The organism is Flavobacterium sp. DSR2-3-3 (assembly GCF_049896585.1).
Taxonomy (GTDB): Bacteria; Bacteroidota; Bacteroidia; order Flavobacteriales; family Flavobacteriaceae; genus Flavobacterium.
This window is the reverse complement of the sequence record NZ_JAFCUP010000003.1, coordinates 214,568-234,689: the sequence shown is the minus strand read 5'-3', so window position 1 is coordinate 234,689 and position 20,122 is coordinate 214,568. Positions and strand designations below refer to the sequence as shown.

Genomic DNA, 20,122 nt, shown 5'->3' with positions numbered 1-20,122 from the left:
AATAACAAACTATAAAGAAACAGCACTAACAACGAGGCGACAATTGACATTCTCAGTAGATTAATCTCAAAGCTTTGGAATAGTATCTTCAAAATATATAAATTTAGAAAAGAAATTAAAAAGTAGAAATAACTATAATTCATGAATCATAACTATGTTAGGACCAACAATCATTACATCTATCTTATCTTTAAAAGCCAAATGACATTTATATTTTTCATCTAAAAAAATTTCTTTAAGAAAATAATCTTCATCATTTATTTTGGCATAACGGTTAGTTACTTCAAAGGATTTTAGAGGAACAGAAAGTCCTTTTCCATCTGCTTTGATGACAGCTTCTTTTTGTGTCCAATAATCAAAAAAAGCCGATTTTCTATCACCCATGAGCGTCATATTATTCCATTCACTTTTTGTCATTTGTGACTCAAAATCTTCAATGTTTATTTCGTGAATTATTTCAACATCAATCCCAACATCATTCATATCCGATAGAACACAAACTACTATTTCTCCTGAATGAGATATATTGAATTTAGTATTGTTATCGATTAGGAACGGTTTACTGTAAGAAGTATAGTTAAGACTTTTCTCCTCATAATTTTTGCTCATGTTTTGTAGACCGCGGCGTAAAAGTAATCTTCCCAATAGCGATAATTGACCATCTTGCCATTTTCTATATTCTAATACTTTTTTTTTAAAATCATCTGGGAATTCATTTAGGTATTTTTTTATAAGGTAATTATGATTTTCTTCAGAAATGTATGAGTATAAAATTTGAGTCATTTTTGTATAAGTATTTTGTCTTTAGCATTAATTAGCAATCTCAAACACTATTGCCTCAACGGCACCTGTTGCAGAGTTTATAACACCTACATCCGTTCTTTCTTCTGACATTCTTACCCAAACACCTCCATAGCAATCACCAAAACCAAATGCGCCCCAAATAAGTTTATGTGGTGTCCATTCATTTTGTCTGTTAGGAGCAGAAAAGTCCAATGAATCACTAAATTCCTGAGCAATAAACGCATCATTTTTCAATGCAATTTCCAAAGCTTCTTCCCATTCCTTTCCGCTTGAAAATTTACCTATAAAAACATCTTTTCCCTGATATCCTCTTGCTACTTTTATCACAAATTTATCTTTGTCAGTTTTTAGCAAGTCGAGAAGATTATACTCTTTGTCTTTGAAGAATATTTTTTTATTTTCGATAAACGAAGTCCATGGGATATTTTTTAGTATTAATGCATTTTCTTCTGGTGAAAATTTTCCGTTATGCGCTAATTCCAACAATATAGATAGGTTTCGCTTATCACCGAGCATACTAAGGCCAAGATGGTCTGGAAGATAAATTTTATCCATCATAAATGCTCTAAATATTGATGGCGTAACATTCATATCCATTGTTAAAATTACTAAACCATGTATAAATTTATCGCCAAGACATAAGTTTCCGTCTATCAATATTAATGAATTTATATCTCCGGTATACGCTCCTCCTATTACCCCGTAATTTGCAAGTTCTTGTTTAAATAGATCGTCAAAAAAATATAAATTTTGTCGCTTTTCAGATTCATCACCTACACTACTCATCTCCATAAATATGTTAATGATACTATTTTCACCAACCTGCTTAATTATTTGTTCTATAAGGAATTTCATATATATCTGTAATGTATTCCTTCCCATATAATTACAAACTTTGTCTTTATTTATTAATTCCGGATGATTATTCCTTATAAGAGATTCAAAACTTTGTATTTGCCATCCTCCTATTGAAGATCCAATATTGGCTTCTAAAACTTTAAATCCATCTTCGGTATAGGTCAGATCTAATCTACAACCTATTTCAAGATCTTTTTTATGACATAACATTGCAAATTCTGTCATCATTTCGTCTCCTTCGAAATAAAACTCAGCTATTTTTTTAATATCTTCATTAAAATACAAAGAGGGTATTTGTTTTAATAAGCCAGGAATTTTTACAGATAGTTCTTTTAACTCTTGAGTCATTTGTTTATTGATGAGCACCGGCCATCCGCTTACAGGATACTTATAACTTTTAAAGACATCAGGAACGGAATCATGATTGGTATTTATTCTTGCAGGAATGTCTTTATTGCCCTCAAATTCTAAAAATTTTTCAGAAAGGATTGTATATTCTTCAGTAGTATTTTTTATCATAAAAAAGTGGTTTTATTTAAATATATATTCTTTTAATTGAAACAAGACAGGCTATTAATCCCGCTCAAACGTGTTATATTATTCCCCAATAAAACAGATAGGTTGCTAATAATATGTTTGAAAAAATCGCGGAGAAAACGACGCTTCTTGCATCGGTTTTTTTTATAGTTAAGATGAAATACACCAAAGTCAAAATCAGGCACGTAAAAAATACCATTACCAACATAAATATGTAGTTGAAGGTTTCCGGAAGACCAAATGCTAAAATGAAATAGTTCTGCTCTGAGACTTTTATAATTGCCATAAGCAAACATCCAAAAAGCACCATTCCAATAATAGAAGTAATCGTTACACCAATCCTTACAATTTTATCGTGAATCGTGGTATATCTCTTTTTTATTAACTTTACAAGGTACGTAAAAACAAATGCCAGCAATAATAGTAAGGCAGTTACTAAAGGAAATAGAAAAATAGGATCTTGGTCTCCAATACTTTTACCTGTTTTAGAAACTCCTTTGTTAATCGTAATTCCGGTAACAAGCTTAACTTTATCGGCTTTATTAAACATATCGAGATCTAGTTTCTGTTCCGGATTATCGATAAAATTTTCCACAACCTTGTATCCAATTTTTGTAAAACTAGGAACGTGCCCGTATGTTTTAGCTTTAATATAATTGGCTTTACCGAATCTTTGTGCCACTTTTTTTCCGTTATCCAGCGGCGTAATTGGGTCAAATTCACCCGAAAAAACCAACACAGGATATGTAGCAGTCGAAAGGTTAAAAAGATTAGAATCTTTTTTTGCTACTGTACGATTATTATTCCATGCATCACATACTTTAAAATCAGATTTGTAAAATGAAATCCCTCCATTTAATCCCTTGAATTGCGCTGCATTTTTTTGATATTTAAAAAAATTATTGTTAGGAAGCGTCTCATTACAACTCACACAATAATACACGCCATAATCCATCGCCAACAAAGTGGAGAAAGCGCTTGTAAGGTTTCCTAAAGATTCTACTTTTCTTTCATAAAACTGATAAATTAACAACGGAATAACTTCTACCAATTTTTTATTGTATAAGGCTTGTTGAACGGCCACTTTAAAATCTTCCGCATTATATGTAAATGTACCTGAAGATATTAATGTTTTATCTACAGCCACTCTTAGAGGATTTTTCTCTAAATCGGCAATTACTTCATAGTATATTTTTTCTAAATTAGGATATTGCTTATCGTATGTCTTATCGTTTTTACAGATTTTAAATACTTTCTGCAAACTATTCATATAATTAGAAGTATTTTCTACATAATAGGTCGAAATATCATAAACTGGAGAATCTAATAGCAATGATTTTATATCTCCGCCAAAATTATTTGCATATACTTGTGCCATATATGTTCCGTATGACACCCCGTATACATTCCAGTTTTTGTATTTTAAAGCTGCCTTTAATGCATGAAGATCATTTGCAACAGCTTGGCTATTATAAGCATTGATATTAACACCTCTATTGAAAAGATCTTGTTTGCAGATCATTGCAGCATTTGTTTTTTGCTTTTCATCTTCTTCCTTCGATTGGTTCTTTGCCAGAATTTCCAAAAATTTCTTTCCTAATTCCCCATCCAGCCTTGGCTTCGAATATCCTGTTCCGCGAACATCAAATAATACGATATCATTATGCTCGCGCAGCGGATGATTCAACCACAACCAAATATTGTCAATGCCACTCGCTCCGGGGCCTCCTTGTATAAAAACGACTGCATTCGAATCTTTCGCTGTTGAATTCTTTTTTAATACGGTTACTGCAATTTTTATTGTTTTACCATCATTAACTCCCCATGTTTCAGGAACAGTGAGGTATCCCCAGCTAATTTTTTTTGGATCAGATTCTTTAAATTGAGGCATAAAAGCGGTTTTTTTCTCAAAAGTCACATTTTGTGCATTTAAATTTCCGATGAGGATTGCAAATAAAAAAGAAATAGTACTAATTGTTTTTCTTAATTTCATAATGGTTGTGTTATATTTTTTTCTGGTATTTATTCAAGTTTAAAAATTGAAACCTATGTCTATTGTTTTTTCTTTCTCAATAGCTAATTTAATGTCTATTGCTCTTAAAGATTGGTTGGCATTTTCTACAATTTCGCGAAGCAATTTCTCGTATTTTAATTTAATTAATTCTATTGTTGCTACTTCATACTTTGTGCTATTATAACTTATTGTTCCTGACAAATTTCCCTCGTTTACAACAAAGTTAATTAAGAAAGGAAGTCTGCTGTAAGAAGTGCTCAAAGGCGCTATTTTCAAATGCAGCTTTTCGTTGATCGGAATGTTTGTGTAGCTAAACGAAGGGTTTTGCAATACCAACAGTACGTCAAATCGCAATTTATTCTGTATGACTTCGGGAAGATCCTGATGCGCATCAATCTGTAACAGATTTTGGTGCGTTTCCTTTAGCAGTTCGCTAAGGCTGTTTTCTGCGTTTATACGATTTCTTAAGGGAACGGTTTTCGCAAACATTCCAAGCTGATTATGCAGTTCGGCGTGTGTTCTCCCCGAATTAATTGTTCCTATACAAAAATCTTCTTCTCCGTACATATTGTGCAGGAGCAAACTAAATGTACCTGCCAAAAGGGTATGAAGCGATATCTTTTGCTGCTGCGCAAACTCATGTAATTCTGAAAAGCTAATGGAGTTGCATACAAAATCATAATCTGTACCTGCATGTTTCTCTTCATAATCATCTGCATCAAAAGGGATGCTGTTTTTCCAGGAACATCCTTCCAGGTAGGCTTTCCAAAATTTTAAATTTGTCTCGGCTGTGTTTTTCTGTTGGTCCTGATGCCATGCGACATAATCCTTAAACTGAAACTTTAATTTGTGATCCTGTACGCTTTTCTGCTGCTCGATTTGTTTGTATTGGGCGACAAATTCCTTTACTAAAATTTCTAAAGACCAGCCGTCCATAATGATATGATGGGTACAAAACACCAAATAAGAGTCTCCGTTTTTTTGATGAAACAACGCCACTTTTAGCAACGTTTCGTTTTCTAAATCAAAGGCTTTGTTTATGTACTCTTGTATCGACTTGATTCGTTCTTTTTCTTCATAGGAGAATTCATCCACTGTTATCTTTGTTTGCTCTGCAGCAGTAATTTTTTGATTAGGGATCCCTTCGATCGCAATAAAATTTGTTCTTATGATTTCATACTTTTTCAGCAATTCTAACAGCACTTGCTCTAACACCCCTTTTTTTATCTGACCTTGTATTTTGAATACGGCCGACATATTGTAGGATATTGATTTTTCTTTCAGTTGCGATGCCAGCCATATGTTGTATTGAGAAGGCGTAATGGCATAATATAGGCTTTCGTCTGCAGGTTCAATAGCTTCATTTTGCTCAATCTCTTTATTTTCAAGATAGCCAGAAAGCGTTTGAATCGTAGGGTAGTCAAAAATGTCTTTTAGAGTTATTCTGTAATACAATTGCTCACTTATACGGTTAATTAATTTTACTGCATTTAATGAGTGTCCTCCTAATGCAAAAAAATTATCTGTAATACCAATTTCTACCTTTATTTCTAACACTTCTTTATAAAATTCATGAAGGTTAATTTGTAGTGTTGTTGTTGGCATTTCATGTAAATCTGTTGCTTTTGCAATAATTATTTTACGCAATGAAAGCTCTTTTCTATCTATTTTGTTATTTGGTGTTAATGGAAATTTGTCTACTTCCATTATTGCATGTGGTATCATATACTCAGGTAATTCTTGTCTCAGTGCGCTAATGATTTCAGCTGCACTAAATTCTTTATTTTCAACAACTACATAAGCAAGTAACAGCGCTTCATGCTCTTTAATTTTTTGAGCTACAACTACTGATGCCTTAATATTACTTATCTGATTTAATTTAGTTTCAATCTCACCGAGTTCTATGCGGTATCCTCTTATTTTTACCTGATTGTCATTACGACCCAGAAATTCTATTTCCCCTTTTTCATTCCAACATCCTAAATCTCCAGTATCATATATTTTTTGATTGGAATCAAACGGACTTTGAATAAATTTTTCATCAGTCAATTCTTGATTTTTAAAATATCCTTGTGCTAACCCATCACCACCAATATAAATAGTTCCTGCACTTCCAATAGGAAGAAGCTGCATACTTTTATCAAGGATATAAAGTTTTGTGTTATTGATGGGTTTACCAATATTAGAAGCTTCGTTTGCTTGTGTTATTTTTTTGCAACTAGACCAGATTGTTGTTTCTGTCGGTCCATACATATTCCATAATTCCCCATTTGTCTCTAACAATTTTTCTGATAATGTTTCGCTTAACAAATCACCACCACATAAAATCTTAATCAACTTATTTCCTTTCCATCCAGCATTGAAAAGCATTTGATAAAAGCTTGGTGTTGCCTGAATTATGGTTGGCTTTAATTCCTTTAATGCACCTACCATTGCCAAGGGATCTGATAAAAGTTCCTCGCTTGCAATATAAAGTCCAGCACCAGCAATTAATGGAGTGAAAAATTCAAGTATTGAGATATCAAAAGATTGTGTCGTAACAGAAAATAGATAGTCGTTCTCTTCGATTTTAGGTTCCTGTTGTATACTTAACAAAAAATTAAGTAATGATTTGTGGCTAATTGCTACTCCTTTAGGATTACCTGTTGATCCTGAAGTATAAATAATATAAGCCGTACTTTGTGAAAGAGGATTCTTTAATACATTCTTATTCAAATCAATTACTTCATTCGAAACTGACTCAATATCTATGATTTCCTTGTTTATTCCTACGCTCTGTTTTAGATCTTGAGTAGAAATAATTTGCTGTACTTCGCTGTGATCAATAATATATTCTAGACGGTCTTTAGGAAAGGATGGGTCTAATGGAATATAAGAACTCCCTGATTTTAAAACTCCCAATAAAGTAGCTACAAGATTTGCAGAACGATTCATCAAAACCGCAATTGGAGCCGGCTTCTCTTTATTCATCTTTTTTTGTAAATGAAAAGCAATCGTATCCGAAAACAAGTCCAGTTCTTGATAAGTAAACACTCTTTCCTGATCTTTTAACGCAATCTTATTTGGGTTTTGGCTTACTTGACCTTTAAAAGCATCTAATAATGTCGCTTCTGAATCATAATCAAATTGTGTCATATTGAATTTATCCAGTAACTGCTCTTTTTCTGTTGCTGTAATGTACTCGTAATCTAAAAGTATTTTTTTAGGATTACCGATTACCTCAAAAAGCAATGTTTCAAAGTGTTCTGCAATCCTTTCAATATCTGCCTGATTAAAATAATTAATGTTATAGTCAAAATCAATTTTTACATCTTCAAGCTGATCAAATTCACGAATATAAATAGCCAAAGCAACGCGCTCTGAATGATGTGATAATGGAATTACTTTTGTTTCGGTATTAATAAAATGATCTGCGTAATTCTGCTTTTCATAAGACAATGTAATATTAAATAGTCTTTGACTTTCCTGAAACAAGCCTAATTCTTTAATCAATTTCCCTAAAGGAAATCTTTGATGACGGTAATCCTGACGCAATTGCTGCCTGATATTTTTAATAAGATGTTCAAAATCATCTTCAATATTAAATTGTATGCGCAATGGCGACACTCCCATAAATAATCCCACCGTTTTCTTGAATATAGATTTGCCTCTGTTTAATACTGGAAGCCCAATAGTAAAATCTGTATTTTGGTGCTTTCTTCCAAAATAAAGATATAAGACTCCTAGTATGACATGAAAGGTTGTTGATCCTAAGTCTTTACTTACTTGCTCTAATTGATTGTAAACTGCACGTTTTATTGTAATTTCTTTTCTTTTACTTTGATTGGGTTTGGCTGTGTTTTCTATTTTTTCTAGTAACTGTTCTGGAAGTTCTTTAAATCTATCCTTCCAATAATTCTTGTCATTCTCATAATCTTCAGATGAAAAATAGATTTGATCATCTATAGAAAAATCCTTATATGTATATGGATAACTCGAAGTTACACCTCCAGTTATCGCAATTTCATTGTAGTTTTTAACTAATCGCTGAAACATTAAAGAAGTTCCCCATCCGTCTGTAATAATGTGATGATACACAGAAAATAAATAATGTTGTGTTTCGCTTACTTTTATCAAAATAAACTTGTGCAGTAACTCTTTCGTGTTCAACTTTATGGAAACCTGAAATTTTTGTTGCATGAATTCATTTGCTTCTATATCGACATTCTCACCAAAGGAAAAATCCATATATTCTAAAAACGAATCATGCTTTTCTATTGTATGGATTACAACCTGTTCTCCAGATTGATTTATAATGCTTCTATAAGAATCATGTTGGTTAATCAGTGCTATATAGGCCTGATTTAATACTTCATATGAAATATCTCCATTAATAGAAATCTTTGCTCCTATGTTATAAACAGGATCACCAGGATACATAAGTTGCTCAAAATAAACATCTTGTTGAGGAAGTGTAAGTTTCATTTTAATAAAAATTAAGGATAAGAATCCCCAGCAAACTTCTAATAAATTAAGTTTGTAAGAGTAATCTCCGGTTAAAGAATTTACTTAAATTAGGCCCAAATGTTTTCGATCAATTCTTCTTTGTTAGTAGTTTTTATTTCTTTGACAATAGTACCATAATCGAATTTTATGATTCGATCTGCCAAATGGAAATAGGAATCATCATGGGTTACTGCTATTATTGTCTTGCCTTCATCTTTAAATTTGGGCAAAAGAAATTCATAAAAATACTTTCTAAAATGTGGATCCTGATCAGCAGCCCATTCATCCAAAACCATAACTGGTTTATTCTCCAATAAATTAAATATCAAGGACATTCGCTTACTTTGTCCCTTAGAGAATTTTCTTCTGATAGAAGCATCCTTATCATCTGAGATAATTCGATCCATCTCCATCGTTTTTAATAATTCGATGTATTCTTTATTGTTTTCTAAAGTATAATTATCATAATTCTTGGAGAACAAGTGATTGTCTGTAAATACAGCTGCAATCAAATCCTGTATGTTCACTCCTTTGTTACCACTTAGTTTATTTTCGTCTATAATTATTTCTCCTGCCGTCGGTTTATAGAGTCCGGTAAGTAAATTTATAAATGTACTTTTGCCTGATCCATTGCCCCCCACTATAAAAATAGTTTCTCCTTTTAGGATATTTAGGTTTATTGGTCCTAATTCAAAAGCAGTATCTTCGTCTTTACTTGGATAAGAAAAACCAACATTGTTAAAATTCAAAGATTCGAAATCATGCAGAGCGACTTTTTTAGATTCCAATTCTTCATCTTCAACTTCAAAATCTTTCATGAAATTTGAAATCCTAGTATTTGCAACAAAAAATCGAGTATAGAGTTGTTGCAGATTAATAATATTATTGATTGGCCCAGATATAAATAAAATAATCACCACATAAGAAATAACATCCTCTCGTGAAAGTAAGCCAAATACTGGCAATACAAATAAAATTACTGCTACAACAAAATACAATCCGTACTGACTAATTAAGTTTATGGACAGGAAAACATAATTTATATTGAAATCCAAATTCATTGCTTCATCCCTGTTTGGTACAATAAATTTGTTCATCAGGTTATCCCTTCTTAAAAAATTAATTTTCAATTCTTTAAAACCTCTTATGACGTCATCCACAGATTTATAATATCCATCATTATATTCCCTTAATTGATTTACTTTTTTAGACATCGTATTCATTACAATAAAATAACAGGCGCCTACCAGAGCAATCAGGGTTATTACTATCAGAGCAGATACTAACGAAAGTGTAAACATATAAATTAGACACAAAACAAGCATGAGCATCGAATTAATGGTATGTGTAACAGTATAGGGCAATAAGGAAAAAGTCCTTAAATCTTCTACAACTGTGTAAAATCGCTGCGATCCGTACTGTTCCAGTTTTAACAATGGCACACTTAGTATCTGTTTAAAAATTTTCTTTTCGTTTTCATAGAGCAAATTGAATGAAAACTTATTAAGTTTTTTTTGAAAGATAACATTGAGCAGATAAGTATACACAAGAATAGAAGTAAATACAATTCCCATATAATCTTTAAGAAAAGCCTTATCCCCAGCCATGACATTATTTATGATATATACTATCGTAAATGTCAATAAGGTATTTGGAATGGCATATAACAGTAAATAAAGAATTTCACTTTTTTTTATTTTTAGCATGGTCATTTACGTTTATGTTAATTTTAGTTTTAATTCGACCCTTTCTTCGTCAATTTGATAAATTCTTTCTTCAATATCTGTCGACTCGATATTGCCTTCAAAAGTTTCAATAATTTTTAACAACAACTTTACTATTTTTACTGCTAAGGACTGTTCTTTCTCAATATTGTGGCTTGCTGACAGCGTTTCATTAAACATAAAATTAAGACTTCCTAAGATATACCTGACCTTCATCGACAGGTTTTCTGAAATTAGGATGTCATTGATGATGATAGGTTGGAGGTCGTCTATATTCTGAATTGTAGTCTTTATACCAAATATATAAACATACCCGCCTGCAACACAATACACTTCTCTTATATTATTATCCATATTTTTTTTAAAATTTTAATTACTAAAGTTTATATGCTAGGAAAGCGGAATTTGCTTTTTAAATTTCCAATAAATTCTTTTTGTTCACTGAAAAAGACTTTTTTAATACTCTTGCTATTTCCTCTGGATGATGATAGATAAAAAAATGATTCCCGTTTAGAACACAGTATTTAAAATCAGAATCTGTAAATTTGCTCCAGTTTTTAATTTCATGGCAAGTCTCTTCTCCAGTTCCCATCATGGCATAAATTGGGGTATTAATTATAATTCCTTTTTCTGAGAAGGAATCCTTTTCAAGACATTCGAAATCAGCGCGTATTATTGGTGCGAAAAAATCATACAATTCATCATCTTTCAGCACTTCTTCGGGGATTCCGCCCAATTCCCTCAATTCTTCTTTAAATTCAGGATCACTTAACAAATAGCGCATAAAATTTTTTTTCTTTTTTATTCCCGGACCAGCGTTTCCTGAAACTATGAGCTGTTCTGGAAAATGGCCCATTTTTTCCAACCGTGAAACCACACTCAATCCTAATGTTGCTCCCATACTATGTCCATATATAACAAAGGGAGCTCCATTTCTTAACTTCACAATTTGATCGCAATAATCATCTATCGCCTCTTCTTTTGACCTGATAAGTTTTTCATCCATTCTTTTGCCTCTTCCCGGTAATTCAAGAGCAATAGACGTGAAATTGTAATCCAATTTCTTTCTAAGAAAATCGAACGAAAATGAACTGCCTCCTGCAAAATGCAAAAGAAATAACTGGTTTTTCATAAAAATCATATTAAATTAATTGCTTCTTTTTCTTTCTTCTTCATTTCCAAAATTCCTTTTTAGAGATTTAATCTTATCATTTCCGAACATATAATTCAGAGAAATCCTAAAATATCTATTGCTTGGATATGAAATGTAATTTTGATGTATACCGTTAACCTCTGAAAACATCTTTCTGACACTGGAGTTAAAAATGTCGAAAATACCGGCAGAAAGATTCAAATTCCTGTATATCGATTTGTATGTAAGAGCAATATCTACAGATGATGCCTGAGAATATTTAAAAAGGTTATCATTATAAGGTGAATTGTACCAAAAATTAACTTCTCCCAGAACTTTTCCATTTTTGTCCAATGTAAAAAGGTTGTTGACAGAACTATAAAATTCCAGACCATTTCTAACCGATGCATTAATATCATTATTTGTCTTATCAGAAACCGAGTAATTAAAGAATATCGTGTTATCTGTTTTCCACCATGAAAAAATTGGTAATTGATAATTTTCGGTTAGAGAAAAACTATAGTTTGTATAAAAATTTTCCTGAGTTACTATTTGCTCCTGTGTTTCCTCATTCAGAATAAAAACAACTCCATAAGCATTGGTCTTTGAAGTAAATGAAATTTTAGTATTTAAATTATCTTTATAAGTATGAGATAATTCAAAGTTATCTATGAAAGCTGGTTGCAAATTAGGATTCCCTTGAGAAGATACACTACTATTAACAAAATAACGCAATGGATTTAACAACGAATAACTAGGTCTTTGGATTCTTTTTCCATAATTAAAACTATAAACATTGTTATCGTTTTTTTGATACGATAAAAATAAAGTTGGAAAAAATTTAAAATATTCATTTCGATTAATCTGATCTAATTTTTTAGATTCTCCCCTGGTTTGAGTATATTCTGTTCTTAATCCAAGCTGAATTTCAATTTTTTGGTTGATTTTTTTATTCCCAGTTCCGTATATTGCCTGAATATTTTCCTGATAATTAAACTGGTCTGAAAGTAAAGGATCAAAAACCGGACTGCCCGTTATAAGGTCTAAATATATATTGTTATTTTCTGTATTAATAAAACTTACTTTAGTACCGTATTGAAAATTCGCAAATTTAGATGGGTGTTCAACATCTATTTTTAAATTATAATTGTCTATAGTTTGATCTACATTTGAGTTATTTGCAAAATCGTTATTCAAAAATTCATTATTTGAATTGTATTTTTTTGATAACAAAAAGCTTTCTACATTTCTGTCGAAATTCAAAGAATCGAAGTTAAAAAGAATCTTTTTTCCAAGTGTATCCAGTTTCTTTTCATAAAATAAATTCACTGAATGATTGTTTTTATTGGCATTTAAATCACCATTAGCCCGCAGATAATAATCAATTTCATCAGCGTTATTAAAAACTCTAGTCTCAATATTGTCTTTTAAATTGGATTTTATAAATGATCCTGAATACTGAATTCCTAACTTATCTTTCTCTGTAATAGCATAATCAAATAAAAATCTTGTAGAAAGGTTGTTCTCATTCTGTGTTTGAATAGTTTTTAACTTAAGAGGAGAATCTGTAAAATAGATTTCCATACGCTGATCGATGTATGTATCACCAAAATCATATCCTGTGCTCAGGGACAAATTGACTTTATCCTTTCTATAACTAAAATTATTATTGATAGACTGTTTCCCAAGTCTCGCCTGGATTTTTGTCCAGGAAATATTGTCACTCCATGAATTCTTTTTTAATCTTTTAAAAATGATATTAACAATCCCGCTATTTCCCTCTGCTTCATATTTAGAAGATGGATTCGAAATTATTTCAACTTCCTTAATATCTGTCGCAGATAGGGTCTTTAAGAAATTTTTTAAATCCTCCCCTGTCAGCTCCACCATTTTTCCTTCGACCATTATTCTAACACCACTTTTACCTAACATCGTAATTTCATCATTTTTCAAAGTCAAGCCTGGAGTTCTCTTTAAAGCATCAAATCCATTACCTGTACTTGCAATTGGACTGTTTTGTACAGAAAAAACAGTTTTATCTAGTTTTCTTTTTATTAGTTTAGCTGAGCTTTTAACCACTACTTCTCCCAATATATTTGCTTTCTTTTCCAAAACAATCCCATTCAGTTCTGTGTCACTTTCTACTGTAAATTCTTTTACATAAGACTCATAATTTGGATGGTTAGCTGTTAATATGTAAGTACCTTTGGAAATTACAAACTCAAAAAAACCATCTTGACCTGTAGTCAATTTTTTAACAATTTGATTGTTATTATCTGACAAAACGATATTTACATTAGCTACCAAACCAGCCTCATCTTTTATGGCTCCATTTATCTTTATTTGAGAAAAAGAATAAAATGGCATTATAATTATAAATATTAATAGTATATTTTTCATCTTATATTTTATTAAGCTTCTCCATAATTGCTATTATACAATGTAACCGGTGAACCTTTGTTAATTTTGCTTTTAGTTAACAGTATCGATTTGTAAAAAGTAGTCCATGCCGTTTCTGTTTAAAAAAACAGCATGGATCTTAATTACCGTAATAGGCCTTTAATAAGTTATAAAGTATTGATTTCGGACTTCTGATTAATTTCAAGCCCTTCTAATAAATCTTGTATAAAGCTGCATAAAGAAATTAAATCTCTCTTTTTTTCATAAATGTCTTTTGGACATATTAATTTTAAGTAAACTCCGTCTTGATAGATTTCACACTCCAGATTGATTCCATAAAAATCTAAGAATTTTTCATCATAAATTTCTCTATCATTAACACCTTTCTTTGAATTTATAAAACCATCTCTTATGAATAAATTTAGATAGCCGCTCATATTTTCATCTATATCATATCCGGTAGATTTCATTATATCTTCTCTTATAATTTCATACGGTATTCTTTGGTAGGTTCTATTTTCAAGATACTTGATATAGGTTTCTAAAATTGATGGCAAATCCAATAAAGAATTATCTTTTTTATATGCAATTGGCAAAGCATTATCAGTAACTCCTAATACTTGATTTACATCCATTCCTTCTATTTCCTGTTCTCTTCCGTTTACTAAAAAACTATAGAGCATTTTTTTATCCATATTGACAGTATTCAATATCATCTCGTAAAAACCAATGAAAAAAGCACTTAATGGAAGGTTATTCTTTTTGGCTGCTTTTTTAATACTTATAAATCTATCATCCGAGATAACTGTTTCCTGTATAACGTTTATAGTTTCTTCATTTTGATTGATTTCACTACTATATAAGGTGGTATTTTGCAATGCAACTTTCCAGTATTCCCTTTCTGTTAGCCCTTCATCAGACAACAAAAATTCTTTCTTCTTAATTATAAAATCAAATGGATGGCAATAATAATTATTTAGTCTTCCGTCTCCTTGAAAATAATTACAAAGCTCTGAATAAACTCTGTTTACTGAATACTGATCTAAAAGTGAATGATGTATCTTTAAAGTTATACTTGCATTATTACTAAATTCGCCTTCTTGTAAAACCAAGCATCTAATAAGCCCTTCATTTATTAGATCGTAAGGTCTTCCTAAAAATTCATTCTCTATTTTTAAAATCTGTTTCTCATCTATTAAAGAAATATCCTGAATTAATATCTCCAATTCCACGTCATTAGGATTAATATATCTTTGATAGATTTTATTATCAATCGTTTCGAGTTTCATAGATAAAGCAGGGATACCTAAAAGGAACTCTCTAAAATCGTTTTCAAAAGAATTTCTATTAAAATTAGACATCGTTTCTTTTATGGTAACACAAGCGTATTGTGATTTATAAAATCTCAATTGATTTGGAGATAATTCCATTAAATCACCAAATGACCATTCAGTATCTATTTTTTTGTATGGTAAAACAGTCGCGGTTTGTTTTTTATCTCCCGATTTTAAAGCAAGCGTTTCAATTAAATATTCTAAGTTTTTTTCAAAAGAATAAAGAAGTCTTGCGATTGTTTTCTCAGAAAATTTCTCGGTTGAATATCCTATTGTCATGCTCAATGAACCAGAAACCAGCATTCCGGACACGTCCAGTAAATTTGTACTTCCTGTATTGGCAACATCTACTGAAGAACCTATACTTTCAGATGCAAATTCAAACATAACTTCATCACCTGATCCTCCGGCATTTGCACCAAAATCTCCTAGGTAATTGAATTGAATACTTGGAACTAATACCTGCTCAAATCGTTTATCTAAATAATTTAAAATACCGTAACCAATCCCTTTGTTAGGAATTTTGCGCAATGCATTTTTTACAGCTACAAGTTCAAATACATCCTGATTCGAAATATCCAGTACAAAAGGATATACACTTGTAAACCACCCCAGGGTTCTTCCTATATCAACTCCGTCAATAATTTCTTCTCTGCCGTGTCCCTCCATTTTTATAACGCTCTTGTCAACTCCAAAAACTTCTTTGATAGCCAAGCCTAATCCTGTTAATAAAATATCGTTTATCTCTGTATTATATACATCATGAACCTGAGTCTGCAGCTTTTCGGTTATCGCTTTATCTAATATAAAACGATTTCTTTTATCAATAAGTGAAGCTTTAGTTGTTTTAGTATGATCAGATGGTAATAAAGGAATTGACTCTCTACTAATTTTTTCCCAATATTGTCTCTCCAATTGCATTTTCTCACCTTTTGCATAATCATTCTGCAAGTCAGCCCATCGTTTAAATGAATCTGTTTTTAATGGCAGTTTAGGTTCATTTTCTGCTTTAAAGGAAATATATAAGTTGGATAAATCTTCTAACAAAATACGCCACGATACGCCATCAATTACTAAATGGTGAATGATTAAGGCTAATCGGTCTCCATCTGACATTCTAAAATGTCCTACATGAAATAAATCTCCTGAACTAATATCAAATGATGATTGCAACTCATTTCCAAGCGTATTTAAAGCTGTTAATTCATCGGCTTCTTCTGTCAAATCATAAAAATCAATTTTATAATGAATTCCGGATGTGTCTTTATTATACTGCGTCCATCTATTGTCAATGTGTTTATATACCATTCTCAATGCATCATGATGTGTCACTAAGGAATCAATAGCATTTTTTAATACTGATGAATCCAGAGCTTCTTTGCTTTTTAACAATACAGACTGATTGTAATGATTTTTATTTGGTATTGTTTCACTCTCAAAAAAGTAATGCTGAATAGGTGTTAATATAACTTCGCCTTCAACTTCTTCTTGGTCTATCGCTATGGTATTTATTTCAACCAGTTTGGCTAAATTTTCTAATACCGGCTGACGTAATATTTGTTCGACTTTTATTACATATCCCTGTTGTTTTAAACGAGAAATCAACAATATAGATTTTATCGAATCTCCTCCTAAATTAAAAAAGCTGTCTTTTACTCCTATTTTATCATATTTTAAGACTTCAGACCATACTGCTGCCAAAACTTTTTCTTCTACAGTTCTTGGAGCAATATATTCTTCTTTTATTAAATCATTTTCAACAACATCCGGAAGTAATTTTCTATCTACTTTTGCACTTGTTGATAAAGGAATTGTTTCTAATTGCACGTAATACTTAGGTATCATATAGTCCGGCAATACCTTACTTAAACCAGCTTGCAATTCTTTTTTATCTAATTCAGCATCAGCAACATAATAAGCAACTAAATATTTATCTCCATCGCTTTCCTTAACGATTACTACAGATTGATTCACGCCATCCTGCAAAGAAAGATTTTTTTCTATTTCTTCTAATTCAATGCGATAACCTCTTATTTTTACCTGCTCGTCTATTCTTCCTGTATATTCAATAGTACCATCTGGCAGCCATCTTCCTAAATCTCCTGTTTTATACATTAATTCGCCATCTTTATAGCTATTAGGTATAAATTTTTCTGCTGTTAATTCCGGACGATTCAAATATCCTTTTGCCAATCCTGCACCTGATATATGCATTTCTCCAATAACTCCTTCCGGTAATAAATTACAATACTGATCCAGAATATAAATTTCAGTATTCGCTACCGGACCACCAATTGGTATAATTTCAGATGTTAATTGAGTGTCTTTTTCTATTTTAAAGATTGTTCCTATAATAGATACTTCTGTTGGTCCATAAGCATTGTAATAGGTTCCATATTGTAAAAATTCTGAAACTTTGTCATATACAGCAGACTCTCCTCCTGTTATTAGGGCCTTAAATCCTTTTAAGCACTGAACATCTAACATTTTTAAAAATGCCGGAGGTAAAATAGCAATATCAACCTCATTGTCGGCTATGTATTTCTCAAACAGTCTTAGATCTTTTCGTGTTTTTTCATTCAAAATATACAACGAATATCCTCCTAAAAGTGAAATGAAAATTTCATAAACTGAAGCATCAAATGAGTAGGAAGAAAATTGCAGCCATTTTGAAGCACCGTGCACTTTAAAAAGTTCTACTTGAGAAACTATCGAATTCATGATACCGCCATGCTTAATCATTACTCCTTTAGGGTTTCCTGTTGATCCTGAAGTGTAAATAACATAGGCAAGATCAGTTGGCAGCAACTCTGAATTTTGATAACCGGTAAGCTTAGGATTAAAATCTAACTCTACATCTATTGAAAAAATATCTCCCTCATAAAAATCCAGATCAAAAATAAAGGTAGTTTCAGTAATCAGCAGTTTTAAATCAGCATCCTGAGCGATATAAAGTTTTCTGTTACCTGGCAATTCAGTATCAATTGGTACATAAACACCTCCTGCTTTTAAGATACCCAAAATAGAAATAACAGACAATTCGCTTCTGGTTAAATGAACTCCGACAAAATCATTTTTTTTGATATCAAAATTATTCTGTAAAGTCTGCGCAAGGGAATTTGATAACAAATCTAATTCTCTGTATGTTAACTTTTTCTCATCAAAGAAAACTGCAATACTATCCGGTGTTTTCTCCACTTTTTCAGAGAACAATTGAACCATTGTTTTTTCAGTTGGATAATCAGCTTTTGAAAGATTGAAATCATGTAGTAATTTTTGATTTTCTTCTTCTGATAAAAAACTAATATCCTTAATTAAAGTATCAGGAGAATTTGAAATTTCAGACAAAATACTACTGTAATGAGCCATGAATCTTTTTATCATTTCAGGTTCATAAACATCTGTATTAAAATTCATTGAGAAAGAAACATAGTCATCCACTTCCTCAAAATGAAATTCAATATCATGCTTACATTTTCCTTTTCCTAAACTTTTAATTGCACCGTATTCTACTTCTGTATTTTTAACCTGCTCTTTTAAATGGCTATCATGAAATGTAAATGAGATATCATAAACAGGTGTTCTGCCCGGATCATGATTTAATTTTAAATCGCTAACCATTGCATCAAACGGATAATCCTGATGTTTAAAAGATGATAATGTATTTTTTTTCAATTCCTTAAAAAAGCCAACAAAACTAGTTTCCGGATCTAAATTATTGCGCAGCACTAATGTTTTGATATAGAACCCAATTTGATTTTCGAGTTCATAATCTTGTCTGTTAGCCATTGGAAAACCAATTGTTATATTTTTTTCATTTGTATATTTATATAAAAGGATTTTTAAAACAGAGAGTAATCCCATGAACAAACTGCCTTCTTCATTTTGAATTATTCCTTTTAATTTTTTTACACTTTTTGCTGCTATATTGGTTTGAAAATGGTCCCCATTATAGGTTTTAAATTTTGGCCTTTTTTTAGTTGACGGTAAATTGAGAACCGTCAACTCATCAGATAAATTCTTTTTCCAGAACTCTCTGTGTTCGTCCATTTCATTGCTCACTAATAAAGCATTTTCCCAAACAGAGTAATCTTTGTATTGAATTTGCAATTCAGGCAAACCTGTCGCAGTATCTGTAAGGTAAGTTTGATAATAGTCAAGAACTTCTTTTTCTAATATACCCATTGACCATTCGTCACTGATGATATGATGCATGTTGTAATAAAAAAAGTATTTTTCATCTGAGATTTGCAAAAGAGCAACTCTCAACAATGGTCCGTTAACCAGATCAAATGGCTTAAATGAATCTGCTTTTAAATAATCTGTAATTTTAGAGTGACTATTACAATCATTCCTAAAATCTTTATAATCAACTTTAAAATTCAGGCTTTTTGAGTCTAAAACAACTTGTTTTAACACGCCGTCTTCTTCTTCCTTAAAAACGGTTCTTAATATTTCGTGTCTCTCTATAACTGAATCTATTGCTTTAAATAGATTTAATTTATCTTTTACTCCATCTAAAATTTTAGACGATGGCATATTAAATGAAATTGACGCCTCTTCATTTTGACAAACAATCCACAGCCTTCTTTGTGCTGAAGAGACTGCGTAACTATCTGATAGCTGAACTTTTTCTATTTTACTACGAGATTCTTTAGTTAAAGATTTTAGAAAAAGAATGATTTCTTCTTTATTATTCTTTATTTCATGAATCATTTCAGAGGGAATTTTACCCTGATCAGCGACAACCTCAATATTACCTTCATTATTTAATTTTAGATATATGTGTTGTTCCTTTAATTTATTAAGCAGATTATTTATATGATTTTTCACG

General features: G+C 31.3%; 9 protein-coding genes. All 9 read right to left on the bottom strand.

Annotated features, from left to right (window positions below):
• Positions 1-132 precede the first annotated feature (132 nt).
• A complete protein-coding gene (locus ACP7AQ_RS05830) occupies positions 133-783 on the bottom strand; it encodes a 4'-phosphopantetheinyl transferase family protein (RefSeq protein WP_426094755.1) in 651 nt (216 codons plus the stop codon).
• A gap of 27 nt (positions 784-810) precedes the next feature.
• Complete coding sequence (locus tag ACP7AQ_RS05825) at positions 811-2,181, bottom strand: hypothetical protein (protein WP_426094754.1); 1,371 nt, start codon at positions 2,179-2,181, stop codon at positions 811-813.
• Positions 2,182-2,254: 73 nt separating this feature from the next.
• Entirely contained in the window at positions 2,255-4,192 is a 1,938-nt protein-coding gene (locus tag ACP7AQ_RS05820) for an alpha/beta fold hydrolase (RefSeq protein ID WP_426094753.1), read from the bottom strand.
• A gap of 39 nt (positions 4,193-4,231) precedes the next feature.
• Positions 4,232-8,677, bottom strand: a complete 4,446-nt coding sequence (locus tag ACP7AQ_RS05815) for an amino acid adenylation domain-containing protein (protein ID WP_426094752.1) — start codon at positions 8,675-8,677, stop codon at positions 4,232-4,234.
• 89 nt (positions 8,678-8,766) lie between these two features.
• Positions 8,767-10,404 carry a cyclic peptide export ABC transporter gene (locus ACP7AQ_RS05810; protein ID WP_426094751.1) on the bottom strand — a complete coding sequence of 546 codons (1,638 nt, stop codon included), beginning with the start codon at positions 10,402-10,404 and terminating at the stop codon, positions 8,767-8,769.
• 12 nt (positions 10,405-10,416) lie between these two features.
• Positions 10,417-10,776 (bottom strand): hypothetical protein, encoded by a 360-nt coding sequence (locus ACP7AQ_RS05805; protein WP_426094750.1) that lies wholly within the window; start codon positions 10,774-10,776, stop codon positions 10,417-10,419.
• Between the two features lie 58 nt (positions 10,777-10,834).
• A complete protein-coding gene (locus ACP7AQ_RS05800) occupies positions 10,835-11,554 on the bottom strand; it encodes a thioesterase II family protein (RefSeq protein ID WP_426094749.1) in 720 nt (239 codons plus the stop codon).
• Between the two features lie 15 nt (positions 11,555-11,569).
• Positions 11,570-13,954 (bottom strand): outer membrane beta-barrel protein, encoded by a 2,385-nt coding sequence (locus ACP7AQ_RS05795; protein WP_426094748.1) that lies wholly within the window; start codon positions 13,952-13,954, stop codon positions 11,570-11,572.
• A 167-nt stretch (positions 13,955-14,121) separates the two neighbouring features.
• Positions 14,122-20,121, bottom strand: a complete 6,000-nt coding sequence (locus tag ACP7AQ_RS05790) for an amino acid adenylation domain-containing protein (protein WP_426094747.1) — start codon at positions 20,119-20,121, stop codon at positions 14,122-14,124.
• Position 20,122: the final 1 nt, after the last annotated feature.